Origin of the sequence: Stappia sp. P2PMeth1, from assembly GCF_900185735.1 — a bacterium.
Classification (GTDB): Bacteria; Pseudomonadota; Alphaproteobacteria; order Rhizobiales; family Stappiaceae; genus Stappia.
This window is the reverse complement of record NZ_FYAW01000007.1, coordinates 15,301-39,223: the sequence shown is the minus strand read 5'-3', so window position 1 is coordinate 39,223 and position 23,923 is coordinate 15,301. Positions and strand designations below refer to the sequence as shown.

Genomic DNA, 23,923 nt, shown 5'->3' with positions numbered 1-23,923 from the left:
CCAGCGTTAAGGTTACTGTCGCGTTAAGACGGCGCGATGTCGGCGGTCAGGCGGGCGGCGAGCGCCGGCGGCAGGCGGCGCGGCCGCCCTTGCGGAGAAATCACGGCAACCGTCACCAGGGCGGAAAACAGCAGAACCTCTGCGCGCCGCACCTCCTGGGCAAGGACGATGCGCGCGCCGCGCGCCTCGGTAAGGCGGGTTGCGACCTCCAGCCGGTCGTCGATGCGCGCCGGCGCGTGAAAATCGATCTCCATGTGCCGGACGGCGAAGGCCAGCGGCTCGCCATGGGCGCCGCTCGCCAGCTCGTTGTGGTGGACGCCGCACAGACGCAGGAAATCCGAGCGGCCGCGCTCGGCGAATTTCAGATAGGCGGCGTGATAGACGACGCCGGTGAAATCGGTGTCCTCGTAATAGACCCGCACCGGCAGGACATGCCGCCCCTCCTCGATCCGGCCGGCAAGGTCCGGCCAGCGGCCATCCTCCTCACGTGTCGTCATCGGTGAACAGCCCGAGCTGCGGTGCGCCGCCGCCCTGCGGAACCGCCAGCCCCAGATGCTGGAAGGCGAGCGGCGTCAGGATGCGTCCGCGCGGCGTGCGCTGGATATAGCCCTGCTGGATCAGATAGGGCTCGACGATCTCCTCGATGGCATCGCGCGGCTCCGACAGGGCGGCGGCGATGGTCTCGATGCCGACCGGCCCGCCGCCGAATTTCAGCGCGATCTGGTTGAGATAGCGCCGGTCGAGCTGGTCGAGGCCGGCGCTGTCCACCTCGAGCTGGGTCAGCGCCCGGTCGGCGATGGCGGCATCCACCGTCTCCTGGCCGGCAACGACCGCGAAGTCGCGCACCCGCCGCAGCAGGCGGCCGGCGATGCGCGGCGTGCCGCGCGCGCGCCGGGCGATCTCCCGCGCCCCGTCGTCGCTCATGCCGAGGCCGAGGATGCGGGCGCCGCGCCGCACGATCAGCTCCAGCTCCTCGGAGGTGTAGAACTGCAGGCGGACGGGAATGCCGAAGCGGTCGCGCAGCGGTGTCGTCAGGAGGCCGAGCCGCGTCGTCGCCGCGACCAGGGTGAAGCGCGCGAGGTCGATCTTCACCGAACGCGCCGCCGGGCCCTCGCCGATGATCAGGTCGAGCTGGAAATCCTCCATCGCCGGATAGAGCACTTCTTCGACGGCCGGGCTGAGACGGTGGATCTCGTCGATGAACAGAACGTCGCGGTCCTCCAGATTGGTCAGCAAGGCAGCAAGATCGCCGGCCTTGGCGATCACCGGGCCGGAGGTCGCACGGAAATTGACGCCGAGCTCCCGCGCCATGATCTGGGCGAGCGTCGTCTTGCCGAGACCCGGTGGTCCGACGAAGAGCACATGGTCGAGCGCCTCGCCGCGGGCCTTGGCCGCACCGATGAAGACCTTGAGATTGGCGCGCGCCTGCGCCTGGCCGACGAAATCGTCGAGCACCTGCGGGCGCATCGTCGTGTCGATCTCGTCGCCGCGCAGTTCCGGCGAGACGAGGCGGCCGGCGTCCTCGCTCATCTGGCAAGCTCCTTGAGGCCGAGACGGATCAGCGTGGCGGCCTCGGCCCCCTCGCCCGCGCTCTTGACGGCGGCGGCCACCGCGGCGCTCGCCTGCGCCGGCTGATAGCCGAGATTGACGAGGGCCGACACCGCATCGCCGACCGCGGTCGGCACGGCGGCGGAAGCCTGCTGCGCGGCGGCGATGGTGCCCGCATCGACGCTGGCAAAGGCCGGCGCCTTGCTCTTCAGTTCGGTGACGATGCGCTCGGCGACCCGCTTGCCGATGCCCGGCGCACGGGCGATCTGGGCGGTGTCGCCCAGCGCCACCGCATTGGCGAGTTCGGACGCCTTCATCACGCCGAGCGCCGCCAGCGCCACCTTCGCGCCGACCCCCTGTACGGTCATCAGCAGTTGGAACCAGGCCTTTTCCGAGGCGCTGGAAAAGCCGTAAAGGCGGATCATGTCCTCGCGCACCAGGGTCTCGATATGCAGCACCGCCGCCTCGCCGCGCCCCGGCAGGCCCTGCAGCACGCGCGCCGGCGCATAGACCAGATAGCCGACGCCATGAACATCGAGGATCAGGTGATCGTCGCCGATCTCGTCGACCACACCCTTGAGCTTGCCGATCATGCCCGTCTCCCGGCTCCCATAGACAGAGTCATCGCGCCAGTTTCTCGGCAATGCGCGCCGCCGCCGGCGTCACCCGGTGCTGGGCATGGCAGATGGCGATGGCCAGCGCGTCCGCCGCATCGTCGGAATTGAACGTCGCCTTCGGCATCAGCACCTTCACCATCATGCGGATCTGCTCCTTCTCCGCGTGGCCGGTGCCGACGACCGTCTTCTTGACGAGGTTCGGCGCGTATTCGGACACGGCGAGGCCGTTCAGCGCCGGCACGAGCAGCGCGATGCCTCGCGCCTGGCCAAGCTTCAGCGTCGCCCCGGCATCCTTGTTGACGAAGGTGAGTTCCACCGCCGCCTCGTCCGGCGCCTGCTGCCCGACGACCTCCTGCAACCCGTCATGCAACTGGCGCAGCCGGTCGGACAGCGGCAGCCGGTTGTCGGAGAGGACGGTGCCGCTCGCGGCGAAGCCCATGCGGTTGCCCTCGACCACGATCACCCCCCAGCCGGTGCGCCGGAGGCCTGGATCGATGCCAAGGATGCGAATCGGGAGTGCCATGGAACAAATCGGTAACGCCATTCGCCGCCCCTGACCAGCGCGGACATGGCGCCAGCCCCGCAAACCAGCAGAAAACCGGGCGCCGTAAACGACGAAAGCCCGGCGAGAAACCCGCCGGGCTTTTGCAGGGACGCAAAGGAAGCGCGTCGCTCAGGCCGCCGTCAGGCGGGCCAGCGTTTCCTCGTCGACGTCGAAGTTGGAGTAGACGTTCTGCACGTCGTCGTCGTCTTCCAGCAGACCGATCAGCTTCAGCATGGTCTGGGCCTTGTCGGCATCGACCGGGGTCAGCGTCTGCGGCTTCCACACGGTCTTGACCGTCTCGGCCTCGCCGAGCGTGGCTTCCAGCGCCTTGGAGACCTCGCCGAGATCCTCGAAGGCGCAGGTGACCACGTGGCTGGTCTCGTCGGACTGCACGTCCTCGGCGCCGGCTTCGATGGCGGCCTCCAGAATCGCGTCGGCGCTGCCGGCCGCGGCCGGATAGACGATCTCGCCGATGCGGTCGAACATGAAGGCGACCGAACCGGTCTCGCCCATCGACCCGCCGCATTTGGAGAAGTAGGAGCGCACGTTCGAGGCCGAGCGGTTGCGGTTGTCGGTCAGCAGCTCGACGATCACCGCGACGCCCGCCGGGCCGTAGCCCTCGTAGCGGATCTCCTCGTAATTGTCGCCGTCACCGGCCTGCGACTTGTTGATGGCCCGCTGGATGTTGTCCTTGGGCATCGACTGCGCCCTGGCGTTCTGCACGGCCAGGCGCAGGCGCGGATTGGAGTTGATGTCCGTGCCGCCCATCTTCGCCGCGACCGTGATCTCCTTCGACAGTTTGGAGAAGATCTTCGAGCGGACCGCGTCCTGACGGCCCTTCCGGTGCATGATGTTCTTGAATTGGGAATGTCCGGCCATGTCGCTTCCTGGTCTTGTCGGGAACGCCGGCGGTCTCGGCCACGCCTTGGCGCGGCCCGGACACGGTCTCCAGGCGCGTTCCTCCCGGATTGATGTCGGGCAGGCGGGCCCGATCGGGTGCTGCCGATCCCGATCCGCCTGCAATCTCAAAAGATCGGCGCGTTATAGGCCGCAGCGGCAAGAAAATCCAGCATCGGCTGGCGATGCCGGCAACGCCTTTTGCGTCATCCTGCCGTCCAGAACGAAGGCAGCGCGCGGGTGAGCCGCCCGCCCAGCCGCACCGGTTCGATGTCGGTGGCAAGACCGGTGGCGTCGTCCACCTCGACCGCGACCCCGCACACCGTCGCCTCGCCCGTTGCCGGGGTGAAGCGCCCGGACGGGATCTTGCGCAGGAAGCGGGAGATCGGCTCGTCCTTCTCCATGCCGAGCACCGAATCGTAGTCGCCGCACATGCCGGCATCGCTCATATAGGCGGTGCCGCCCGGCAGGATCTGGTGGTCGGCGGTCGGCACATGCGTGTGCGTTCCCACCACCAGCGTCGCCCGCCCGTCGACGAAATGCGCCAGCGCCTGCTTCTCGCTGGTCGCCTCCGCATGCATGTCGATCACGATGGCATCCGCCACCTGGCCGAGCGGCGTTGCATCCAGCACCCGCTCCACCGCAACGAAAGGATCGTCGAGACTGTCCATGAACACCCGGCCCATGACATTCATCACCAGCACCCTTGCGCCGTTGCGCGCGGTGAACAGGTTGGCGCCGCGCCCCGGCGCCCCTTGCGGGAAGTTGAGCGGGCGCAGCAGGCGGTCCTGCCGCTCGATATAGACCAGCGTGTCGCGCTGGTCCCACACGTGATTGCCGGTGGTGACGACATCCGCCCCCGCATCCAGCACGTCCTGCAGGATCTCCTCGGTGATGCCGAAGCCGGCCGCCGAGTTCTCGCCGTTGACGATCACGAAGTCGATGGAGTGGCGCTCGACCAGCCCCGGCAGCAGATCGGTCGCCGCCTGACGGCCGCTGCGGCCGACGAGATCACCCAGAAACAGCAGCCTCATGCCCGCTCGGGTCCTTCCAGTTGGATGAAGCCGCGCTCGGTCAGGATCCGGTCGAGGCGGCGGTCGTGGGGTTCCTCCGGCACGCTTTCCACGTCCTGCAGCGAAAAGGCAATACCGACGGTTGCCGGCGGCGCGCCGCGCGCGGCGGCAATGCGCGCGATCGCCCGGTCGTAATAGCCCCGGCCATAGCCGATCCGCCCGCCCCGCCGGTCGAAGGCGGCGAGCGGCACCAGCATGCAGTCGGGCACAAGGACGTCCGCATCGGCCGGCGGTTCGGCCGTGCCGAAGCCGGCGGGCACCAGCACGGTCTCGCGGGTCAGCCGGCGGAACACCAGGTCGCCGTCGACGATCGCCGGCAGGCACAGCGCATGCCCGCGCGCGCGCAGCGCGTCCATCAACGGCCGGGGATCGATCTCGTCTCGGATCGGCCAGAAGCCGGAGACCACTGCGCCCTCCGGAAAACGCAGCGCATCAACGGCCTCGGCCAGCGCCAGGCCGCCCTCGATCCGCGCCTGGACGGGCAGGCCGGCGCGGCGCCCGAGCGCCTCCTTGCGGCGCAGGGACTTCAACGCGCGCAGGGCGCGGATCTCTTGCGGAATGTCGGTATCGGGAAAGGTCAAGCGTCGTGCTCCCCGGAGCGGCGGCCGAAAGGGCTGCCGACGCTCCGTCCAGGGCGACGGCGATAGAGGGAAATGACGTGGCCACCTCGGCCGTTGGAGGTTGCAATCCCGGGAAACCTACAGAGTAGGTGGGCGCCGTATGCCCCAGCCCACGGGCCGGAGCAGGAACAGCTCCCTAGGGATGCGTAAGGCCCCGGGGATATGTCTCCTGACGCACCGCGCAGCCACGCCAATTCCGATATAGGGTCGCTTTGCCGCGAAATACAACACACGTTTTCGCATGCCCGGTTTTCGCATGGCCGGCCGGCAGCGCGCGGAATGCCCGGCGCCCGCGGCCGGTCACGCATCCGCGGGTCGCAGCGATCGCGCCAGCCCGTCCGCCAGCGCCTCGACCTTTTCGGCCGCGTTGACGATGCGGCCGGCAAGCTCGGCTTCGTTGCGCGCCGCGCTGTCCAGCGCCACCCTTCGCGCCTCGCGCAGGCTGTCGACCTCGTCCTGCAGCGCCGCGAGCCGCCGCTCGCGCTCCACCAGTTCGTCGGTGACCATGATCCCGGCCATCACCGTCAGGCGCAGGTCGCCGATCTCGCCGAAACTGCCGCGCAGGCTGTCGATGGCGCTGTCGAAGCGGCGGGCAAGCGCGGTCAGCCGCTCTTCCTCGCCGTCGTCGCAGGCCATGCGGAAGCTGCGTCCGTTGATCGTCACGATTATCTGAGCCATCGCCTCGCCGCCTCAGCCGCCATGCGTCTCGAGCACGGAGCGGATCGATTCCATCGCCGACACCAGCCGTCGCGACACCTCGCGATTGGCATCCTCGAGCCGGGCGACACGCGCCTCGGCGGTGTCCAGCGTCGCGGCCAGCGAGGACCGGTCTTCGCCCAGCCGCTGCAATTCCTCCTGCAGGCCGCTCAGCGACATGTCCGCCTCCAGCCGCCGCTGCACCGCCGCGTCCAGCCGGGCCACCGCCCGCGCCAGCCGGTCCAGCGCGGCATCGACGCTGGCGCCGGGACCTGCCGCGGACGCGACCGGCCGGGTCTCGCCCCTGCCCGTCTGCCCCCCGGAAACCCCCGACGTATCGTCCATTCCAACCCCTTGTGGATTCGCGGCCAGCACCGCGCCGCCCGCAGGCGCAATACCCGCATCCGTCCCCTGCCGCTATACCATTCCTTGCCGCCCGATGCGAGATGGGGGGCAAGGCCGTGCGACAGGCCTTGCGGCGATCCGTTTTGTTGACTCGCCCAAGGTTCCTGATATTTGTCGAGCCGCCTCGGCGGGCTGCGGTGAAAACCGGTCGCAACCGCCGGAAAACCGATATCGCCGGCGGCCCGGACACGACCCGCGCCGACCCGTCCCGACCGGGCGCAGCGCCTCCCCGACGCGCCCTGGGACAGGCCGGAGGCGTACAACCGGGACCCGTGCGGTGCCCGCATCACGGACGAGTAGCCCGCGTGGGCCACCGACAGGGACGAACGGAATCAGATGACCGATCTCGTAAAGCACAATCGCATGGCCAATGCGATCCGTTTCCTCGCAGCAGATGCCGTGGAAGCGGCCAAGTCCGGCCATCCCGGCCTGCCGATGGGCGCGGCCGACATCGCGACCGTGCTGTTCACCCAGGTGATGCACTACGACCCGACCCGCCCGGACTGGCCGGACCGCGACCGCTTCGTGCTGTCGGCCGGCCATGGCTCGATGCTGCTCTATGCGGTCCACTACCTGCTCGGCTCCGAGGACTTCACCCTCGACCAGCTCAAGAAGTTCCGCCAGATCGGTGCGCTGACCGCCGGTCACCCCGAATACGGCCACGGCGCCGGCATCGAGACCACCACCGGCCCGCTCGGCCAGGGCCTTGCCAATGCCGTCGGCATGGCGATCTCCGAGCGCCATCTGCGCGAGACCTTCGGCGCCGACCTTACCGATCACTACACCTATGTGCTGGCCGGTGACGGCTGCCTGATGGAAGGCATCAGCCAGGAGGCGATCTCGCTCGCCGGTCACCTGAAGCTCAATCGCCTGATCGTCATCTGGGACGACAACGGCATCTCCATCGATGGCAAGGTGTCGCTCACCGACAGCACCAACCAGCTCGAGCGCTTCGAGGCCAGCGGCTGGAAGACCGTCGCCATCGACGGCCACGATCCGGTGGCGATCGCCGCCGCGCTGACCGAGGCGCGCAACAGCGACCGCCCGACCCTGATCGCCGCCAAGACCGTCATCGGCTTCGGCGCACCGAACAAGGCCGGCTCGGAAAAGGTGCACGGCTCGCCGCTCGGCGCCGAGGAACTGGCCGCGACCCGCAAGGCGCTCGGCTGGGCGCATGAGGCCTTCGAGGTGCCCAGCGACATTCTCGACGCCTGGCGCATCGCCGGCCTGCGCTCCGGCCAGGCCCGCAAGGAGTGGGAAAAGCGCCTTGCCGCCGCCGACACCGAGCGCCGCTCGGAGTTCGAGCGTCGCCTGCGCGGCGACCTGCCCGCCGGCTTCGGCGAGACGATGGCGAAGCTCAAGAAGCAGATCGCCCAGGACAAGCCGACCATGGCGACCCGCAAGGCCTCCGAATATGTGCTCGGCACGATCACCAAGGTGGTGCCGGAGACGATCGGCGGCTCGGCCGACCTGACCGGCTCCAACAACACCCGGACCGCCGACACCGCCCCGATCACGCCGGACGACTTCACCGGCCGCTACCTGCACTGGGGCATCCGCGAGCACGGCATGGCCGCGGCGATGAACGGCATGGCGCTGCATGGCGGCACCATCCCCTATTCCGGCACCTTCCTGGTGTTCTCCGACTATGCCCGTCCGGCCATTCGCCTTGCGGCGCTGATGCGCCAGCGGGTCATCCATGTGATGACCCATGACAGCATCGGTCTCGGCGAGGACGGCCCGACCCACCAGCCGGTCGAGCATTACGCCGCGCTGCGGGCGATCCCCAATCTCGACTTCTACCGCCCCGCCGACGTCACCGAGACGCTGGAATGCTGGCAGTTGGCGCTGGAAACCAGCGAGACGCCGAGCGTTCTCGCCCTGACGCGCCAGAACCTGCCGGCGGTGCGCACCAGCTTCGAGGCCGAGAACCTGTCCGCCCGGGGTGCCTATGTCCTCGCCGACAGCGACGAGGCGCCCGAAGTCACCATCTTCGCCTCCGGCTCGGAGATCGAGATCGCGCTGCAGGCCCGCGAGACGCTGGAGGCCGCCGGCACCGCGACCCGCGTCGTCTCCGTGCCCTGCATGGAGCGGTTCGAGCGCCAGTCGGCCGACTACCGCTCCGACATCGCCGGCGGGGCGAAGGTCAAGGTCGCCATCGAGGCTGGCATCCGCATGGGCTGGGACGCCATCATCGGCGCCGACGGCATCTTCGTCGGCATGACCGGCTTCGGCGCGAGCGGCCCCTATCAGGAGCTCTACCGCCACTTCGGCATCACCGCCGAGGCGGTGGTCGCCGCCGTCAACGCCCGCCTGTAAGCGGCGGTTCCGGCACCAACCTGACGGGCGGCGCAGCGCCGCCGCCCTCTCCTGCCCGTTGCGCTGACGCAGCGATCGGCTGTAAGACCTGTCGATCATCGGGAGATCGCCGACGTGTCGCCCACCCCCGGGGAACGCCGTTCCACTCACGCCCTCTGGCGCTCGATTGCCGAGCGTCCCTGGATCATGGCGCTTGCCATCGCCATGGCGCTCGCGCTGCTGCCGGTCGCCGTCTGGCTGGATCTCCGGAACCTTTCCGACGCCGGCCTGGCGACCCAGGCGCGCACCCTCAACGCCATGGTGTCGGAGATCCGCGCCTATTACGGCTCCAACGTGGTCGGCCGTGTCCAGGCCCATACCGGCGATTCCGTCGCCGTTCACAATTACGAGGACGTGCCGGGAGCAATCCCGATCCCGGCGACCCTGTCGCTGGAACTGGGCGGGGTGATCGCCGGCCGTGGCGGCGGCGATGTCGAGTACCGCTTCGTCTCCGATCTGCCCTTCGCCAACCGGGCCTCCCACAAGCTCGACGCTTTCGAGGCCGGCGCGCTGGCGAGTTTCCGCCAGAGCCGTTCGGCCGATGCGGTCGCCACCGATTTCTCCGGCTCGCTGTTCGAGCGGCAGATCCGCATGGCCGTTCCGGTGGTTCTGGGCCAGGCTTGCGTCTCCTGCCACAACACCCATCCCGAAAGCCCGAGGCACGACTGGCAGGTCGGCGACGTGCGCGGCATCCAGGCCATCACCGTCCACCAGCCGATCGCCAGGAACCTGTTCTCCTTCAAGTATCTGTTCCTCTACTTCGCCGGAGCGAGCGCCTTCGGCGTCGCCTTCGCAGGATTGCAATGGCGGCAGGCCAACGATTTCCGCCGGATGAACGCGGAGCTTGAGGAGGCGAACGGCTTCCTCGCCTCCATCTCGATGAAGATCTCGAAATACCTCTCGCCGCAGATCTACAAGTCGATCTTCTCCGGCGAGAAGGACGTGGTGATCTCCACCGAGCGCAAAAAGCTGACGATCTTCTTCTCCGACATCAAGGACTTCACGGAGACGGCCGAGCATCTGCAGCCCGAGGAGCTGACCAGCCTGCTCAACGAGTATTTCACGGAAATGTCCGCCATCGCCCAGGCGCATGGCGCCACCGTCGACAAGTTCATCGGCGATGCGATCCTCGCCTTCTTCGGCGATCCGGAGACGCGCGGCGCGCGCGAGGATGCCAATGCCTGCCTCGACATGGCGATCGCGATGCAGAAGCGCATGGCGGAACTGAACGCGCTCTGGCGCCGGCGCGGGATAGAAAAGCCGTTCGAGGTCCGCATGGGCATCAACACCGGCTATTGCAATGTCGGCAATTTCGGCTCGTCCGACCGCATGGACTACACGATCATCGGCGCGGAGGCGAACCTGGCCGCCCGCCTGCAGGGGATCGCCCAGCCCGGCGGCATCGTCATCTCCTACGAGACCTGGGCGCATGTGCAGGACCGGGTGCGCGTGCGCCGGCTGGAACCGATCACGCTGAAGGGCATTCCCGGAGAGATCGTGCCCTATGCCGTCGAGGGGCTGCGCGAGGCGGACGCAGCCCATCCGCAGACCATCAGCGAGGAGGACGAGGGCCTCGTTCTCCATCTCGACCTTGCGAAACTCGACGCCGAAGCCCGGCGCAAGGCCGAGGCCGTGCTGGAAAAGGCCCTCGGCGCGGTGCGGATGCGGGAGACGGCAGCAAACGACAAGGCCTGAGACATGCGCGCGCATCGGCCAGATATGTTGCTTGAACCCGTTGCATCCGTGACGAGGCTTCGGTAACCAGCCATCGGGCGCCGTGAAACGGCGCTCCAAAGACGACAGGAGCCGGACAACACGGTATTGGATCGCCCGGCTCGGCCAGATCAATCGCCCAAGGAACGCGGTTCGCCGCCACAGGAGAGACACGCATGACCGTGAAGGTTGCCATCAACGGGTTTGGTCGCATCGGACGCAACGTGCTGCGCGCCATCGTGGAGTCGGGCCGCACCGACATCCAGGTCGTAGCGATCAACGATCTCGGCCCGGTCGAGACCAACGCCCACCTGCTGCGCTATGACTCCGTCCATGGTCGCTTCCCGGCGACGGTGACCGTCGACGGCGACACGATCGACGTCGGCACCGGCCCGATCAAGGTCACTGCGGTGCGCGACCCCAAGGACCTGCCCTGGGGCGATCTCGGCGTCGACATCGCCATGGAGTGCACCGGCATCTTCACCGACCGCGCCAAGGCCGCCTTGCACCTGGAGAACGGCTCCAAGCGCGTGCTGGTCTCCGCCCCGGCCAACGGTGCCGACCTGACGGTCGTCTATGGCGTCAACCACGACAAGCTCTCCAGCGAGCACAAGGTCGTCTCCAACGCCTCCTGCACCACCAACTGCCTGGCGCCGGTCGCCAAGGTCCTCAACGACGCCTTCGGCATCGAGAAGGGCTTCATGACCACGGTGCACGCCTATACCGGCGACCAGCCGACCCTCGACACCATGCACAAGGATCTCTATCGCGCCCGCGCCGCGGCGATGTCGATGATCCCGACCTCGACCGGCGCCGCCAAGGCCGTCGGCCTGGTGCTGCCGGAGCTGAACGGCAAGCTGGACGGCGTCTCGATCCGCGTCCCGACGCCGAACGTCTCGGTCGTCGACTTCAAGTTCGTGCCCAAGCGCAAGGTCACCGTGGCCGAGGTCAACGCCGCGCTGGTGGCGGCCGCCGACGGCGCGCTCAAGGGCATCCTTGCCTATACCGACGAGCCGCTGGTCTCCATCGACCTCAACCACAACGGCGCCTCGTCGACCTTCGCGCTCGACCAGACCAAGGTGATCGATGGCGACCTCGTCCGCGTGATGTCCTGGTACGACAACGAGTGGGGCTTCTCCAACCGCATGTCGGACACCGCGGTGGCCTTCGCGAAGACCATCTGACTTGGCAGGCACGGCCGGCGCCCCTCGCGCCGGCCGTTGCGCATGAGACATCCAGGCGAGCGACCATGACCTTCAAGACCCTTGACGATCTCGGCAACCTGTCCGGCCGTCGCGCGCTGGTGCGCGTCGACCTGAACGTGCCGATGGACGGCAGCCGGGTGACCGACACCACCCGCATCGACCGGGTTCTGCCGACCATCCGCGAACTCGCCGACAAGGGCGCGCGGGTGGTGCTGCTCGCCCATTTCGGCCGCCCCAAGGGCGCCGTGGTGCCGCAGATGAGCCTCGCGCCCGTCGCCGCCGCCCTCTCCGATCGCCTCGGCCGGCCGGTCGCCTTTGCCGCGGACTGCATCGGCGCTGCCGCCGCCTCGCTCATTGACGGGCTGAAGGACGGCGATGTCGCCCTGCTGGAGAACACCCGCTTCCACGCCGGCGAGGAAAAGAACGACGGCGCCTTTGCCGATGCGCTCGCCGCGCTCGGCGACCTCTATGTCAACGACGCCTTCTCCGCCGCCCACCGCGCCCATGCCTCGACGGAAGGCCTCGCCCGCCGCCTGCCGGCCTATGCCGGCCGCACCATGCAGGCGGAGCTGGAGGCGCTCGCCTTGGCCCTGACCACGCCGGTGCGCCCGGTGCTCGCCGTCGTCGGCGGCGCCAAGGTCTCCTCCAAGATCGACCTGCTCGAGAACCTGGTGAAGAAGGTCGACCTGCTGGTGATCGGCGGCGGCATGGCCAACACCTTCCTCGCCGCCAAGGGCGTCTCGGTCGGCAAGTCGCTGTGCGAGCACGACCTTGCCGACACCGCGCGGCGGATCATGGATGCCGCCGCAGCCGCCGGCTGCGAGATCGTGCTGCCGGTCGATGCGGTCGTTGCCCGCGAGTTCAAGGCAGGCGCGGCCAGCGAGACCGTTGCCGTCGATGCGGTGCCGGAAGATGCGATGATCCTCGACGTCGGCCCGGCCTCGGTCGCCAATGTCGCGGCGAAGATCGACGCCGCCGCCACCCTGGTGTGGAACGGCCCGCTCGGCGCCTTCGAGATCGAGCCCTTCGACATCGCCACGGTGGCCGCCGCCCGCCATGCCGCCGGGCGCAGCCGCGATGGGTCGCTGACCAGCGTCGCCGGCGGCGGCGACACGGTCGCCGCCCTCAACCATGCCGGCGTCGCCGACGATTTCACCTATGTCTCGACCGCCGGCGGCGCCTTCCTCGAATGGCTCGAGGGCAAGGTTCTGCCGGGCGTCGTCGCACTCGAGAATTAAGCCTTTCGGCGAAACAGCTTGCGCCGCGCCTTCTAAAGCGCGGCGCTTTTGATAGAACGCCGCCAACGCAGAGCGGCAACGCTTGCACGCAAGAAGAGGGTCTCATCGGATGAGTGAACGTCTCGAGGATATCGCACAGGCCATGGTGGCCACCGGTCAGGGCATCCTTGCCGCCGACGAAAGCACCGGCACGATCAAGAAGCGCTTCGAGCAGATCGGCACGGAGAACACCGAGGACAACCGCCGCGCCTATCGCGAGATGCTGTTCTCCAGCACCGAGGCGATGAACGACTGCATTTCCGGCGTCATCCTGTTCGACGAGACGCTGCGCCAGAAGGCGGCCGACGGCACGCCCTTCGTCGAGATGATCCGCAAGGCCGGCGCCGTTCCGGGCATCAAGGTCGACAAGGGCGCCAAGCCGCTTGCCGGCTTCCCCGGCGAGACCGTCACCGAAGGCCTCGACGGGCTGCGCGAGCGTCTTGCCGAGTATTACGAGCTCGGCGCCCGTTTCGCCAAGTGGCGCGCAGTGATCGACATCAACGAGGAGGACGGCCTGCCGTCCAGCACCTGCATCCAGACCAACGCCCATGCGCTCGCCCGCTATGCCGCGCTGTGCCAGGAAGCCGGCATCGTGCCGATCGTCGAGCCGGAAGTGCTGATGGACGGCCCCTCGGCGGCCCACGACATCGAGACCTGCTACGAGGTCACCGAGTGGACGCTGAACACCGTGTTCGCCGAGCTGTTCCAGATGGACATCCTGCTCGAGGGCATCATCCTCAAGCCGAACATGATCGTCCCGGGTAAGAACGCCCCGATCCAGGCCACGGCCGAGGAAGTCGCCGAGCTGACCCTGCGCTGCCTGAAGGCCACCGTGCCGGCGGCCGTGCCGGGCATCGCGTTCCTGTCCGGCGGCCAGTCCGACATCGAGGCGACCGAGCACCTGCACCTGATGAACGCCGCCGGCCCGCTTCCCTGGAAGCTGACCTTCTCCTATGGCCGCGCGCTGCAGCAGGCCGCGCTGAAGGCCTGGGGCGGCAAGCCGGAGAACGTTCCGGCCGGCCAGGCCGCCTTCCTGCACCGCGCCCGCATGAACGGGCTCGCCGCCAAGGGCGAGTGGGCCAAGTCGCTCGAGACCGCCTGACCGGCACATCGAGACTGACCGAGCTTGACGAGAGGGGCGGTTTCGCCCCTCTTTTGCCGTGATCGCCCCTCATTCCGGGACGGGTTCAGATTGCCCGGCCGACGAAGCGGAAGGATGCGCCGTGCACCCGCGCCTCTACCTGATTACGCCCGCGAGTTTCGAGCTCGACGGGTTCTGCAAGGACCTCGCCTCCGCCCTTGCCGGCGGCGACGTGGCCTGCCTGCTGATCACCGACGGCGGCTGGGGCGAGGCCGGCTTCCAGAAGATCGCCGAGACCATCGTGCCGATCGCCCAGGCGGCGGGGACGGCTGTGCTGGTGCAGAACGATTCGCGCGCCGCCGGCCGCAGCCGCGCCGACGGCATCCATGTCGACACCTCGGACGAGGACCTGAAGCGCGCGCTGGAGACGTTCCAGCCCCGCGGCATCGTCGGAGCCGGCGACATCCCCACCCGCCATGACGCGATGACCCTCGCCGAACTCGGCGTCGATTACGTGATGTTCGGCCTGCTGGCGCGCGAGGAGGACGTCGAGCCGCACGCCAAGACGCTGCAGTTCTCGTCCTGGTGGGCGGAAATGTTCGAGACGCCCTGCGTCGCCCTGTGCGGCAGCGACCTCGCCGGCGTCGAGACCTGTGCCGCCACCGGCGCCGACTTCGTCGCCCTGCGCGGCGCCGTGTGGAACCATCCGGACGGTCCCGAGGCGGCGGTGCGTGCGGCCAACGAGGTTCTGTCCCGTTTCGAACTGACGGAGGCGGATGGCGGATGAGCGCACGCGGAGGGTGGCAGGCAGGCATGCTGGCAGTGCTGCTGTCCATCTGGACGGCGGCGCCTCCTGCCCTTGCCCAGGACACCCCCCCCGAAGCAGCCCCCGAAGCTGCCCCCGAAACATCAGCCGAAACGCCCGCCGACGCTCCTGCCGAACCGGACGCCGCGACCGCCGCGCCGGCGCCGGATCTTCCCGGGGCCGGCAGGATGCCCACGCCCGAGGAGATCGCCGAGCGGCTCTCCTCCGTGCTGCAGCGCCCGGTCAGCCCGGATGTGGACATTCCCCTTCTCGTGCCGCCCACCAGCGTCGCGCCGCCGCTGCCCCTCCAGGTCGAGGACGAGATCCGCGACTACGCCTATGGCGCCTTCCAGCGCGGCTGGTATCTGACCGCCCTGGCGCGGGCGACACCGCGTGCCGAGGCCGGGGATGCCGCTGCGCAGACCCTGCTCGGCGTGCTCTACGAGACCGGGCGCGGCCTGCCGCAGGACGCGGAACTGGCGGCAAGCTGGTATCAGTTGGCCGCCAACAATGGCGATACCCGCGCTGCCCTGCGCTATGGCCTGATGCTGCTCAACGGCCTCGGCGTCGCGCAGGACAAGGTGAAGGCCGGCGACATGTTCGAGATCGCCGCCAATGCCGGCATTCCGGAGGCGATCTACAATCTCGCCGGCCTCTATCGCACCGGCGAGGGACGGCCGCTCGATCCCGACCGGGCGCTGGAACTGTTGGAAAAGGCCGCCGATCTCGATGATGTCGACGCCCGCTTCCAGCTCGCCCAGTTCTATCTCGACGGCCCCGCCGACATCCGCAGCGAGCAGCGCGCCGCCTTCTGGATGGGGCGCGCCGCCCGCCAGGGCCATGTCGGGGCGCAGGTGCGCTACGCCATCCTGCGCTTCAACGGTCGCGGCGTCGATCCGGACGAGACGGAAGCGGCCGACTGGTTCGAGCGCGCCGCCAGCGCCGGCAATCCGGTGGCGATGAACCGCCTGGCGCGGACCTATGCCTTCGGGCGCGGCCGCGAGGTCGACCTGGAGAAGGCGGCCGGCTGGCACATGGCCGCCCGCGCGCTCGGCATCTCGGATCTGGAGATGGACGGCGTGCTCGCCTCGATCGACCTGGAGACGCTGGCCAAGGCGACCGCCTTCGCCGAAAGCTATGCGGCGGCGGCCGACCTGACCGTCGAGGACAGCCCCGACCTCACGCCCTGAGCCGGCAAAACCGCCTTTTTGCTTGATTGGCAACCGGAAGTGTGGTGGACAGGCCGCGCACCAGACATTGTGCCCGGCCGACGCAACGGCGCCCATGCCAGGGGCCCGCCCGGACGGGCCCGGCGGCCCAGGCGGCGCCGGAGACGCCTGCGGCAGGGGCAGCGGATTGCCCCCGCGGAGCGAACCGCCGCAGGACAGTTGGAAACGGAAGAAGACACATGAAGATCAACGGGAACGAGATCAAGCCGGGCAACGTGCTGCAGCACCAGGAGACGCTCTGGGCGGTCGTCAAGGTCGAGCACGTCAAGCCGGGCAAGGGCGGCGCCTTCGCCCAGGTCGAGATGAAGAACCTCATCGACGGCCGCAAGCTCAACGAGCGCTTCCGCTCCGCCGACAAGGTCGAGCGCGTGCGCCTCGAGCAGAAGGACTTCCAGTATCTCTATCCCCAGGAAGACATGCTGGTCTTCATGAACACCGAGACCTACGAGCAGATCGAGCTCCAGGCCGATTTCGTCGGCGAGCGTGCCGCCTTCCTGCAGGACGGCATGATGGTGACGCTGGAGATGCACGAGGATCGTCCGATCGGCATCACCCTGCCCCAGTATGTCACGCTGGAGATCACCGAAGCCGATGCCGTGGTCAAGGGCCAGACCCAGTCCTCGTCCTATAAGCCGGCCATGCTGGAGAACGGCGTGCGCGTCATGGTGCCGCCCTTCATCACCGCCGGCGAGAGGATCATCGTCGACACCGAACTGGTCGAATACGTCCGCCGCGCCGACTGAGGCACCCGCACGGGCCGGCGGCCGCATCCGCCGCCGTCCCGCCCCCTCTTGCGCGGCCGGACCCACCGCCGATCCCGCGCCAATTCCGCGCCAATTCCGCGCCAATTCCGGCAGGAAGCTTCCAGGAACCGTCATGTCCCGCTCCGCCATCCTGAATGTCATGGTCCAGGCCGCGCTGAAGGCCGGCCGCAGCCTCGCCCGCGATTTCGGCGAGGTCGAGAACCTGCAGGTCTCGCGCAAGGGGCCGAGCGACTTCGTGTCGGCCGCCGACATCGCCGCCGAGAAGATCGTGCGCGCCGAGTTGCAGAAGGCGCGTCCCGGCTACGGTTTCCTGATGGAGGAGTCCGGCACCATCGAGGGCGAGGATCCGCAGCACCGCTGGATCGTCGACCCGCTCGACGGCACCACCAACTTCCTGCACGGCATCCCGATGTTCAACGTCTCGATCGCGCTGGAGCGCGACGGGGTGATCGTCGCCGGCGTCATCTACAATCCGGCGATGGACGAGCTCTTCACCGCCGAGCGCGGCCGCGGCGCCTTCCTCAACGACCGGCGGCTGCGCGTCGCCGCGCGCAAGTCCCTGCCGGACTGCGTCATCGCCACCGGCATCCCCTTCCTCGGCGTCGGCGACCATGCCCGCACGCTCAAGGAGCTGCGCCACGTCATGGGCGAGGTCGCCGGCATCCGCCGTTGCGGCGCCGCCGCCCTCGACCTTGCCTGGACCGCTGCCGGCCGTTTCGACGGGTTCTGGGAGCACGGCCTGTCGCCCTGGGACATGGCGGCCGGCCTGCTGCTGGTGCGCGAGGCGGGCGGCTACGTCACCGACATCGACGGCGGCGAAAAGATGTTCGAGACCCGCTCCATCGTTGCCGGCAACGAGCAGGTCCAGTTGCAGCTTCGCCAGTTGCTCAAGGCCGCGCGGAGCTGAGGCTCGCCCCCGCGGCGGGGCGGGCGGGCGACATTACGGCTTTCCAGTCCGGTGAAAATCACGCTATCAAGGGCTTGTCCTCAATAGGGAGAAGACAAGCCGTCATGGCGCGTGCCTATGATTCGTACAGCCTGTCCAGTCCCTGGGTCTATCTGATCCGGATGATCATCTTCCTGGCGGTGGTCGCGTTCATCGCGCTCATCCTCTATCGCCAGATCGCCTCCGCCTTCATGAGCAATCCCGGTCTCAACGGGCTGATCATCGGCACCGGCGTCGTCGGCATCCTGCTCGCCATCCGCCAGGTCATCCGCCTGATGCCGGAGGTGAACTGGGTCAACGGCTTCCGCCTCGGCGATCCCGGCATCGAGGTCCGCCGCCCGCCGGTGCTGCTGGCGCCGATGGCGACGCTGCTCGGCAACCGCGCAGGCGACACGATCCTGTCCCCGGCCACCACCCGCTCGATCCTCGATTCCATCGGCATGCGTCTCGACGAGGCGCGCGAGATGGCGCGCTACCTCACCGGCCTGCTGGTGTTTCTCGGCCTGCTCGGCACGTTCTGGGGCCTGCTGCAGACCGTCGGCTCGGTCAACGTGACGATCCAGAGCCTCGATGTCGGCTCCGCCGATGCCAATGTCATCTTCGAGGACCTCAAGGCCGGCCTCGAGGCGCCGCTGGCCGGCATGGGCACCGCCTTCTCGTCCTCGCTGTTCGGCCTCACCGGCTCGCTGGTCCTCGGCTTCCTCGACCTGCAGGCCAGCCAGGCGCAGAACCGGTTCTACAACGAGCTGGAAGACTGGCTGACCACCCTCACCGACATCGATCCGGACGAGGCCGGCAGCGCCGGCTCCGGCCTAGTCGAACTGCGCTTCGCCATCGACAACCTGCGCAAGACCGTTGCCGAGGGCGGCGGCGGAGCCGGGCGCAACGCGGCGGTGGCCATGGCCAACCTCGCCGAGGGCATCCAGGGCCTCGTCCAGCATGTGCGCAGCGAGCAGCAGATGATGCGCGACTGGGCCGACGAGCAGTCCGAGCAGCAGAAGCGGATCGAGCACCTGCTCAAGACCATGGCGGCGGCGTTCGAGCGGATCAAGGACGAGCCGAAATGACCCGTCCCGCAGGGCTTCCGATTGGCGGGCGCGCTGCGACCGTTTCGCCGCCGGGTCACCGCCCCGATCGAGAAGCGGAATTGACTTCGAATTGGCCGAAAGGGCTCTAGAGCTATGGCCGGCACGCGCATGAGACGGCGGGAGGGACGCACGGACTATTGGCCGGGCTTCGTCGACGCCATGGCCTCGCTGCTGCTCGTCATCATCTTCCTGCTGTCGATCTTCGTGCTCGCCCAGTTCTTCCTCGGGCAGCAGCTTTCCGGGCGCGACACGGTGCTCAACCGCCTCAACGCCCAGATCTCCGAACTGACCGAACTGCTGGCGCTGGAGCGGGCGAGCGGCCGCGACCTGCAGGACACTATCGCCACGCTGACCGCCAACCTCTCCGATGCCGAGGCCGAACAGCGGCGCCTGCAGGGCCTGCTCGACACCTCCTCGGACCGGGCCAGCCAGACCGGCGGCGCCCTTGCCGGCATGGAAAGCGCGCTGGAGGAGGAGCGCCGCCTGTCGCAGCGCGCCCTCTCCCAGGTGGAACTGCTCAACCAGCAGATCTCGGCCCTGCGCCGCCAGATCGCTGCGCTGGAGGATGCGCTGGAGGCCTCGGAAAGCCGCGACCGCGAAAGCCAGACCAAGATCGCCGATCTCGGACGCCGGCTGAACGTGGCGCTGGCCCAGCGGGTGCAGGAACTGTCGCGCTACCGGTCGGACTTCTTCGGCCGCCTGCGCGAGATTCTCTCCCAGCGTTCCGACATCCGGGTCGTCGGCGACCGCTTCGTCTTCCAGTCCGAAGTGCTGTTTTCTTCCGGTGTCGAGACGATCAATCCGGCGGGCGAAGAAGAGCTGCGCAAGCTCGCCGACGCGGTCAAGGAGCTCGCGGTCCAGATTCCTTCGGAGATCAACTGGGTGCTGCGGGTCGACGGCCACACCGACGCGCGCCCGCTTTCGGGGACCGGACGCTTCCGCAACAACTGGGAGCTGTCGGCCGCCCGCGCGATCTCGGTGGTGCGCTACCTGGTCGACCAGGGCGTCGATCCCAGACGGCTGGTCGCCGCCGGCTTCGGCGAGTTCCAGCCGCTGGAAGAGGGTGACAGCGACGAGGTGCTCGCCCGCAACCGCCGCATCGAGCTGAAGCTCACCGAGCGCTGATCGCCGCCGGGTCAATGCCCGCCCACTCCCGGCAGCGGAAAAAGCAAAAGGCCGTTCCCGATCCGGAAACGGCCTCTTTTCATCGAAAATCGCCCGGATCGGCGCGAGATACGGTCGCGCCGCGTATCACAGACGCGACCAGAGCGACTTAATAGTCGTCGTCGTCATCCTCGTCGCGGGCCTTGCCCTTGAGCGAGTTGAGCTTGGCGAAGACGGCGGCGGCGTCGATCTCCTCGTCCTTCGGCTGCGAGGGCGCGGGCCGGGCAAAGGCGGCCGCCATCGCGTCCTCCGAGGTGGTCTCGTCGACCGGCAGCAGCGTCTCCTCGTAGTGTTCGCTCTCGGGCCGCGGCGGCAGGTTCTTCGACGCCTTCTCGACCTCCATGTCGAGCTCGATCTGGCTGCACAGGCCCAGCGTCACCGGATCCAGCGGCGTCAGGCTGTTGGAATTCCAGTGGGTGCGCTCGCGGATCGCCTGGATCGTCGGCTTGGTGGTGCCGACCATGCGCATGATCTGGGAATCCTTCAGCTCCGGATGGTTGCGCACCAGCCACAGGATCGCGTTCGGGCGGTCCTGGCGGCGCGACACCGGCGTGTAGCGCGGCCCCTTGCGCTTGCTCTCCGGCACGCGGGTCTTGGGCTCCTGCAGCTTCAGCCGGTAGCCGGTGTTCGCCTGCGCCTTCTCGATCTCCTCGCGGGTAAGCTGGCCGGTCATCACCGGATCCAGGCCCTTGATGCCCTGGGCGGCCTCGCCGTCGGCGATCGCCTTCACCTCGAGCGGGTGGAGTTTGCAGAAGTCGGCAATCTGCTCGAAGCTGAGGGACGTGTTGTCCACAAGCCACACGGCCGTCGCCTTGGGCATCAAGGGAGTGGTCGCCATGTGTAATGCCTCCTGTTCGCTCCGCCGGGAACCGCACTTGTGAGCGCAGGAGCCGGCAAAGCCTAAATCATCTGTCGCATGGAAGGGGAACTGCAAGGCTTATACGCGTTCCCCGCCATGAAATCAAACATGGATCACGTCGCGGCCCCGGTCAAAAGCACGATCTTGCCGATGTGTCCGGAGCTCTCCATCCGCGCATGTGCCGCAGCGGCTTCGGCCAAGGGGAAGGTCGAATCCATCACCGGGCGGACCGTGCCGGCCTCGATCAAGGGCCACACCTTCTCGCGCAACTGCGCGGCGATCGCCGCCTTGAACGCCGCCTCGCGCGGGCGCAGCGTCGAGCCGGTATGGGTCAGCCGTTTGACCATCAGCCGCGAGAAATTGACACTCTCGGCGATCCCGTTCAGCGTCGCGATCTGGCAGATGCGGCCCTCCACCGCCGCCACCTTCCAGTTGCGCTCCACATAGTCGCCGCCAACCATGTCGAGGATCACCTCGACCCCGTGGCCGCCGGTCGCCTCCAGCACCACCTCGACGAAATCCGCGCTGTTGTAGTTGATCGCATGGTCGGCGCCGAGCCGGCGCGCCGCCTCCGCCTTGTCGTCGGAGCCGACGGTGGTGAAGACCTCGGCCCCGAAGGCCTTGGCGAGCTGGATCGCCGTGGTGCCGATGCCCGACGTCCCCCCATGCACCAGGAACCGCTCGCCCGCCGTCAGCCCGACCCGGTCGAAGACATTCGACCAGACCGTGAAGAAGGTTTCCGGGATCGCCGCAGCCTCCGTCATGGACAGTCCGGAAGGTACCGGCAGCACGCTACCCGCAGGCGCTGTCACATATTCCGCATAGCCGCCTCCCGGCACCAGGGCGCAGACCCGGTCGCCCGGCGAGAGGCCGGCGACCTGCGGCCCGAGCGCGACGACGGTGCCGGCGACTTCCAGGCCGGGAATGTCGGTGACGCCGGGCGGCGGCGGATAGTGCCCCATCCGCTGGATCACGTCCGGCCGGTTGACGCCGGCTGCCTCGATGTGGATCAGCACCTCGCCGGCGGCGGCAGACGGCACCGGCCGCTGCATCGGCGCCAGCACATTGGGACCGCCCGGCGTCTCGAAGCCGATTGCCGTCATCATGCGGGGAATGTCGCTCATCGGACCCGTCCTCTTGCGCTTGCCTGTGGTGTCCCGGTTTAAGACGTCCCGCACGGCCTGACAATTGACGAGCGCCCATTCGGGCGGACATCCTGCCGGACGGCGAGGGGCGCGGTCGGCAAAGGGAGACCCGGACATGCAGGACGAGTTCGATTCGAAGACAGGCGGCATCGCCCTTCCGATTGTTCTGGGCGAGGACTTGTCGCGACTTTCTGTGGATGAACTGACGCGGCGCATCGAAGACTTGACAGGGGAGATTGCCCGCGTCGAACGCGAGCGCGATGCCCGCAGCGGCGTGCGCGCGGCGGCCGATGCGCTGTTCCGCAGCTCGTCCTGAGTGGGCTCCGTCACAGTTAACCTTCGATATTTACTTCAAATTTGACTTTGCGCTCCGCTGCGTGAGGCGCCAGGATTCATTAAAAATTTAGTCATTTACCAATTATTAAGCTTTCCAATTCATAACTGTGTGTATCCAGTCCTCTGGATTTCGAGTGGCTCCTGTCCACTCTGTTTGACGCCTCCCTGTTAATGACTTCGAGCCGCGGTCGCCGCGGCTCTTTTTTTGCCGGCGTCTTCGGTGTATCCCCTCAAGAAGCCGGCCGCCTGCGCCAGACGGCATGGCACGGCGCTTGCACAGCAAGCAGGGACCCGACCGCTGGGACCCGTTTTGGGACAGGTGTCCCGTTTCACGCCAGGCCTCGCAGAAGCGCCGGCAGGACACCGCGGTCGCCAGGGATCGAGACAAGGCTGGACAGGAGGCACTGGCGCATGACGGACTGGTTCTCATCCACGCGGCGAAATGCACCGATCGACTTCGCCGACCGGCTGGCCAATTCGGAGATGTTCTCCGCGCTGTTCCGCGACGGCATGGCGCTGGTGGAGGAAACCGCCGCCTATCTGGACGGCGAGGGACGGGTGCAGTCGAAGTCGCTGCCGCGCGCCGGCTCGCTCGCCTATGCGACGGAATCCATGCGCCTGACGACGCGGCTGATGCAGATGGCGTCCTGGCTGCTGCTGCAGCGCGCCGTCAACGAAGGTGAGATGTCGGCCGAGCAGGCCGGCAACGAGAAGAACAAGGTGCGCCTCGACACCCTGTCCTCGACGCGCGGCGGCTCCGGCTGGCAGGACCTGCCGCAGGAGCTGCGCGACCTGATCGAGCGGTCCGTGCGTCTTCAGGAGCGCATCCAGCACCTCGACCGGATGATCTACGAGAGCCGCCACGCGGAAGCCGCCGCGATCGACAATCCGGTCGCCGTTCAGCTCGACGTGCTCAACGCCGCTTTCGGCTCGCGCCGCTGAGCCGGCTTCCGGCGCGGAGCCGACAAGACCCAACAAAAAACCCCGGCGCCTGAGGCTCCGGGGTTTTTCGTGTCTGCGTCCACCCGCAAGGGCGGAGCGGGGCTCCGGCGATCAGTTGCCGAGGAAGCCCGCATACTTGTTCTTGAAGCGCGAAACGCGGCCGCCACGATCCATGAGCTGGCGGTCGCCGCCGGTCCATGCCGGATGGGTGCGCGGATCGATGTCGAGCTGCAGCGAGTCGCCGTCCGCGCCATAGGTGGAGCGGGTGTGGAACTCCGTACCGTCCGTCATGACCACCTTGATGGAGTGGTAGTCGGGATGAATGTCCTTCTTCATCTTCTCGTCCCCGTGCCTGCGGCTTACACCGGCCCTGGGGAGGCGCGGCGCATTCATGTTGGAGCTGTGGTCGTGCCCCCGTCCTGCGCACGTGGCAAGCCCGCCGGTGGCGGCAAGTCCTCGCTGCATGACGAAGTCACGGATTCATCGGCGGGCCACGCGGAAGCGCGCGCGGCACCTGAAACCTTGAGCGCGAGCCTATAGCCCATTCATCGGCGGAAAACAAGGCCGCAAAGCCGAGTTCGGCGCCCTCGCGGAGCCGCCGGCGCCGCGAC

25 protein-coding genes and 1 other RNA gene are annotated in these 23,923 nt (G+C 68.1%); 13 read left to right on the top strand and 13 right to left on the bottom strand.

Annotated elements, in window-relative coordinates; all coding sequences use genetic code 11:
- Positions 1 to 23: 23 nt before the first annotated feature.
- From ybgC to P2PM1_RS01875, 10 genes are all read right to left on the bottom strand, one after another.
- Positions 24 to 497 carry a tol-pal system-associated acyl-CoA thioesterase gene (ybgC, locus tag P2PM1_RS01920; protein ID WP_186397556.1) on the bottom strand — a complete coding sequence of 158 codons (474 nt, stop codon included), beginning with the start codon at positions 495 to 497 and terminating at the stop codon, positions 24 to 26.
- Complete coding sequence (gene ruvB / locus P2PM1_RS01915) at positions 484 to 1,530, bottom strand: Holliday junction branch migration DNA helicase RuvB (RefSeq protein WP_186388434.1); 1,047 nt, start codon at positions 1,528 to 1,530, stop codon at positions 484 to 486. Before ruvB ends, ybgC begins: the two co-directional genes overlap by 14 nt.
- On the bottom strand, positions 1,527 to 2,141 hold the full coding sequence (ruvA, locus tag P2PM1_RS01910) for a Holliday junction branch migration protein RuvA (RefSeq protein WP_186388435.1): 615 nt from the start codon (positions 2,139 to 2,141) through the stop codon (positions 1,527 to 1,529). Before ruvA ends, ruvB begins: the two co-directional genes overlap by 4 nt.
- A 28-nt stretch (positions 2,142 to 2,169) precedes the next feature.
- Complete coding sequence (gene ruvC / locus P2PM1_RS01905) at positions 2,170 to 2,688, bottom strand: crossover junction endodeoxyribonuclease RuvC (RefSeq protein WP_186388436.1); 519 nt, start codon at positions 2,686 to 2,688, stop codon at positions 2,170 to 2,172.
- Positions 2,689 to 2,838: 150 nt separating this feature from the next.
- Positions 2,839 to 3,588, bottom strand: coding sequence for a YebC/PmpR family DNA-binding transcriptional regulator (locus P2PM1_RS01900; RefSeq protein WP_186397962.1), 750 nt, complete (start codon positions 3,586 to 3,588; stop codon positions 2,839 to 2,841).
- 224 nt (positions 3,589 to 3,812) lie between these two features.
- Positions 3,813 to 4,640 carry a TIGR00282 family metallophosphoesterase gene (locus P2PM1_RS01895; protein ID WP_186397961.1) on the bottom strand — a complete coding sequence of 276 codons (828 nt, stop codon included), beginning with the start codon at positions 4,638 to 4,640 and terminating at the stop codon, positions 3,813 to 3,815.
- The gene (locus P2PM1_RS01890) at positions 4,637 to 5,260 is read right to left on the bottom strand and encodes a 5-formyltetrahydrofolate cyclo-ligase (RefSeq protein WP_244293103.1); all 624 of its coding nucleotides are present in this window, start codon (positions 5,258 to 5,260) and stop codon (positions 4,637 to 4,639) included. Before P2PM1_RS01890 ends, P2PM1_RS01895 begins: the two co-directional genes overlap by 4 nt.
- Before the next feature lie 74 nt (positions 5,261 to 5,334).
- Positions 5,335 to 5,490: non-coding RNA, 6S RNA (ssrS, locus tag P2PM1_RS01885), on the bottom strand.
- A 109-nt stretch (positions 5,491 to 5,599) separates the two neighbouring features.
- Positions 5,600 to 5,977 (bottom strand): cell division protein ZapA, encoded by a 378-nt coding sequence (locus P2PM1_RS01880; protein WP_186388439.1) that lies wholly within the window; start codon positions 5,975 to 5,977, stop codon positions 5,600 to 5,602.
- 12 nt (positions 5,978 to 5,989) lie between these two features.
- The gene (locus tag P2PM1_RS01875; RefSeq protein WP_186388440.1) at positions 5,990 to 6,340 is read right to left on the bottom strand and encodes a DUF4164 domain-containing protein; all 351 of its coding nucleotides are present in this window, start codon (positions 6,338 to 6,340) and stop codon (positions 5,990 to 5,992) included.
- 396 nt (positions 6,341 to 6,736) lie between these two features.
- Here P2PM1_RS01875 and tkt point away from each other — a divergent pair, with 396 nt between their 5' ends.
- The 11 genes from tkt to P2PM1_RS01820 all read left to right on the top strand — a co-directional run bounded on the left by tkt (position 6,737) and on the right by P2PM1_RS01820 (position 19,991).
- The gene (gene tkt, locus P2PM1_RS01870; protein ID WP_186397960.1) at positions 6,737 to 8,719 is read left to right on the top strand and encodes a transketolase; all 1,983 of its coding nucleotides are present in this window, start codon (positions 6,737 to 6,739) and stop codon (positions 8,717 to 8,719) included.
- A 186-nt stretch (positions 8,720 to 8,905) separates the two neighbouring features.
- On the top strand, positions 8,906 to 10,453 hold the full coding sequence (locus tag P2PM1_RS01865; protein ID WP_186388502.1) for an adenylate/guanylate cyclase domain-containing protein: 1,548 nt from the start codon (positions 8,906 to 8,908) through the stop codon (positions 10,451 to 10,453).
- Between the two features lie 194 nt (positions 10,454 to 10,647).
- Positions 10,648 to 11,655 carry a type I glyceraldehyde-3-phosphate dehydrogenase gene (gene gap / locus P2PM1_RS01860; RefSeq protein ID WP_186388442.1) on the top strand — a complete coding sequence of 336 codons (1,008 nt, stop codon included), beginning with the start codon at positions 10,648 to 10,650 and terminating at the stop codon, positions 11,653 to 11,655.
- A gap of 65 nt (positions 11,656 to 11,720) precedes the next feature.
- Complete coding sequence (gene pgk / locus P2PM1_RS01855; RefSeq protein WP_186397959.1) at positions 11,721 to 12,914, top strand: phosphoglycerate kinase; 1,194 nt, start codon at positions 11,721 to 11,723, stop codon at positions 12,912 to 12,914.
- Positions 12,915 to 13,023: 109 nt separating this feature from the next.
- Entirely contained in the window at positions 13,024 to 14,055 is a 1,032-nt protein-coding gene (locus P2PM1_RS01850; protein WP_186397958.1) for a class I fructose-bisphosphate aldolase, read from the top strand.
- Between the two features lie 121 nt (positions 14,056 to 14,176).
- Positions 14,177 to 14,821, top strand: coding sequence for a thiamine phosphate synthase (locus P2PM1_RS01845; RefSeq protein WP_186397957.1), 645 nt, complete (start codon positions 14,177 to 14,179; stop codon positions 14,819 to 14,821).
- The gene (locus P2PM1_RS01840; protein WP_186397956.1) at positions 14,818 to 16,029 is read left to right on the top strand and encodes a tetratricopeptide repeat protein; all 1,212 of its coding nucleotides are present in this window, start codon (positions 14,818 to 14,820) and stop codon (positions 16,027 to 16,029) included. Before P2PM1_RS01845 ends, P2PM1_RS01840 begins: the two co-directional genes overlap by 4 nt.
- A 218-nt stretch (positions 16,030 to 16,247) precedes the next feature.
- The gene (gene efp, locus P2PM1_RS01835; protein WP_186388447.1) at positions 16,248 to 16,811 is read left to right on the top strand and encodes an elongation factor P; all 564 of its coding nucleotides are present in this window, start codon (positions 16,248 to 16,250) and stop codon (positions 16,809 to 16,811) included.
- A gap of 133 nt (positions 16,812 to 16,944) precedes the next feature.
- A complete protein-coding gene (locus P2PM1_RS01830) occupies positions 16,945 to 17,739 on the top strand; it encodes an inositol monophosphatase family protein (protein ID WP_186388448.1) in 795 nt (264 codons plus the stop codon).
- A 104-nt stretch (positions 17,740 to 17,843) separates the two neighbouring features.
- Positions 17,844 to 18,845: a flagellar motor protein MotA gene (locus tag P2PM1_RS01825; protein ID WP_186388449.1), complete on the top strand. Its 1,002-nt coding sequence runs from the start codon at positions 17,844 to 17,846 to the stop codon at positions 18,843 to 18,845.
- Positions 18,846 to 18,959: 114 nt separating this feature from the next.
- Entirely contained in the window at positions 18,960 to 19,991 is a 1,032-nt protein-coding gene (locus P2PM1_RS01820) for a peptidoglycan -binding protein (protein ID WP_186397565.1), read from the top strand.
- Between the two features lie 148 nt (positions 19,992 to 20,139).
- Here P2PM1_RS01820 and P2PM1_RS01815 read toward each other — a convergent pair whose 3' ends face one another.
- Both P2PM1_RS01815 and P2PM1_RS01810 read right to left on the bottom strand, forming a co-directional pair.
- Positions 20,140 to 20,868 (bottom strand): DUF1013 domain-containing protein, encoded by a 729-nt coding sequence (locus P2PM1_RS01815; protein WP_186397566.1) that lies wholly within the window; start codon positions 20,866 to 20,868, stop codon positions 20,140 to 20,142.
- Between the two features lie 134 nt (positions 20,869 to 21,002).
- Positions 21,003 to 22,013 (bottom strand): NAD(P)H-quinone oxidoreductase, encoded by a 1,011-nt coding sequence (locus P2PM1_RS01810; protein ID WP_186397955.1) that lies wholly within the window; start codon positions 22,011 to 22,013, stop codon positions 21,003 to 21,005.
- Between the two features lie 136 nt (positions 22,014 to 22,149).
- Here P2PM1_RS01810 and P2PM1_RS01805 point away from each other — a divergent pair, with 136 nt between their 5' ends.
- Positions 22,150 to 22,350 (top strand): DUF1192 domain-containing protein, encoded by a 201-nt coding sequence (locus P2PM1_RS01805; RefSeq protein WP_186388453.1) that lies wholly within the window; start codon positions 22,150 to 22,152, stop codon positions 22,348 to 22,350.
- A 431-nt stretch (positions 22,351 to 22,781) separates the two neighbouring features.
- Positions 22,782 to 23,312 (top strand): DUF1465 family protein, encoded by a 531-nt coding sequence (locus P2PM1_RS01800; protein ID WP_186388454.1) that lies wholly within the window; start codon positions 22,782 to 22,784, stop codon positions 23,310 to 23,312.
- Between the two features lie 111 nt (positions 23,313 to 23,423).
- Here the strand turns inward: P2PM1_RS01800 and rpmE are convergent, their stop codons facing one another.
- On the bottom strand, positions 23,424 to 23,648 hold the full coding sequence (gene rpmE / locus P2PM1_RS01795; protein ID WP_186388455.1) for a 50S ribosomal protein L31: 225 nt from the start codon (positions 23,646 to 23,648) through the stop codon (positions 23,424 to 23,426).
- Positions 23,649 to 23,923 lie beyond the last annotated feature (275 nt).

What these genes read in the sequence shown, in the direction of transcription:
- ybgC (WP_186397556.1), bottom strand. Translation starts at nt 497, where the DNA reads ATGACGACACGTGAGGAGGATGGCCGCTGGCCGGACCTTGCCGGCCGG.
- ruvB (WP_186388434.1), bottom strand. Translation starts at nt 1,530, where the DNA reads ATGAGCGAGGACGCCGGCCGCCTCGTCTCGCCGGAACTGCGCGGCGAC.
- ruvA (WP_186388435.1), bottom strand. Translation starts at nt 2,141, where the DNA reads ATGATCGGCAAGCTCAAGGGTGTGGTCGACGAGATCGGCGACGATCAC.
- ruvC (WP_186388436.1), bottom strand. Translation starts at nt 2,688, where the DNA reads ATGGCACTCCCGATTCGCATCCTTGGCATCGATCCAGGCCTCCGGCGC.
- P2PM1_RS01900 (WP_186397962.1), bottom strand. Translation starts at nt 3,588, where the DNA reads ATGGCCGGACATTCCCAATTCAAGAACATCATGCACCGGAAGGGCCGT.
- P2PM1_RS01895 (WP_186397961.1), bottom strand. Translation starts at nt 4,640, where the DNA reads ATGAGGCTGCTGTTTCTGGGTGATCTCGTCGGCCGCAGCGGCCGTCAG.
- P2PM1_RS01880 (WP_186388439.1), bottom strand. Translation starts at nt 5,977, where the DNA reads ATGGCTCAGATAATCGTGACGATCAACGGACGCAGCTTCCGCATGGCC.
- P2PM1_RS01875 (WP_186388440.1), bottom strand. Translation starts at nt 6,340, where the DNA reads ATGGACGATACGTCGGGGGTTTCCGGGGGGCAGACGGGCAGGGGCGAG.
- tkt (WP_186397960.1), top strand. Translation starts at nt 6,737, where the DNA reads ATGACCGATCTCGTAAAGCACAATCGCATGGCCAATGCGATCCGTTTC.
- P2PM1_RS01865 (WP_186388502.1), top strand. Translation starts at nt 8,906, where the DNA reads ATGGCGCTTGCCATCGCCATGGCGCTCGCGCTGCTGCCGGTCGCCGTC.
- gap (WP_186388442.1), top strand. Translation starts at nt 10,648, where the DNA reads ATGACCGTGAAGGTTGCCATCAACGGGTTTGGTCGCATCGGACGCAAC.
- pgk (WP_186397959.1), top strand. Translation starts at nt 11,721, where the DNA reads ATGACCTTCAAGACCCTTGACGATCTCGGCAACCTGTCCGGCCGTCGC.
- P2PM1_RS01850 (WP_186397958.1), top strand. Translation starts at nt 13,024, where the DNA reads ATGAGTGAACGTCTCGAGGATATCGCACAGGCCATGGTGGCCACCGGT.
- P2PM1_RS01840 (WP_186397956.1), top strand. Translation starts at nt 14,818, where the DNA reads ATGAGCGCACGCGGAGGGTGGCAGGCAGGCATGCTGGCAGTGCTGCTG.
- efp (WP_186388447.1), top strand. Translation starts at nt 16,248, where the DNA reads ATGAAGATCAACGGGAACGAGATCAAGCCGGGCAACGTGCTGCAGCAC.
- P2PM1_RS01830 (WP_186388448.1), top strand. Translation starts at nt 16,945, where the DNA reads ATGTCCCGCTCCGCCATCCTGAATGTCATGGTCCAGGCCGCGCTGAAG.
- P2PM1_RS01825 (WP_186388449.1), top strand. Translation starts at nt 17,844, where the DNA reads ATGGCGCGTGCCTATGATTCGTACAGCCTGTCCAGTCCCTGGGTCTAT.
- P2PM1_RS01820 (WP_186397565.1), top strand. Translation starts at nt 18,960, where the DNA reads ATGGCCGGCACGCGCATGAGACGGCGGGAGGGACGCACGGACTATTGG.
- P2PM1_RS01815 (WP_186397566.1), bottom strand. Translation starts at nt 20,868, where the DNA reads ATGGCGACCACTCCCTTGATGCCCAAGGCGACGGCCGTGTGGCTTGTG.
- P2PM1_RS01810 (WP_186397955.1), bottom strand. Translation starts at nt 22,013, where the DNA reads ATGAGCGACATTCCCCGCATGATGACGGCAATCGGCTTCGAGACGCCG.
- P2PM1_RS01805 (WP_186388453.1), top strand. Translation starts at nt 22,150, where the DNA reads ATGCAGGACGAGTTCGATTCGAAGACAGGCGGCATCGCCCTTCCGATT.
- P2PM1_RS01800 (WP_186388454.1), top strand. Translation starts at nt 22,782, where the DNA reads ATGACGGACTGGTTCTCATCCACGCGGCGAAATGCACCGATCGACTTC.
- rpmE (WP_186388455.1), bottom strand. Translation starts at nt 23,648, where the DNA reads ATGAAGAAGGACATTCATCCCGACTACCACTCCATCAAGGTGGTCATG.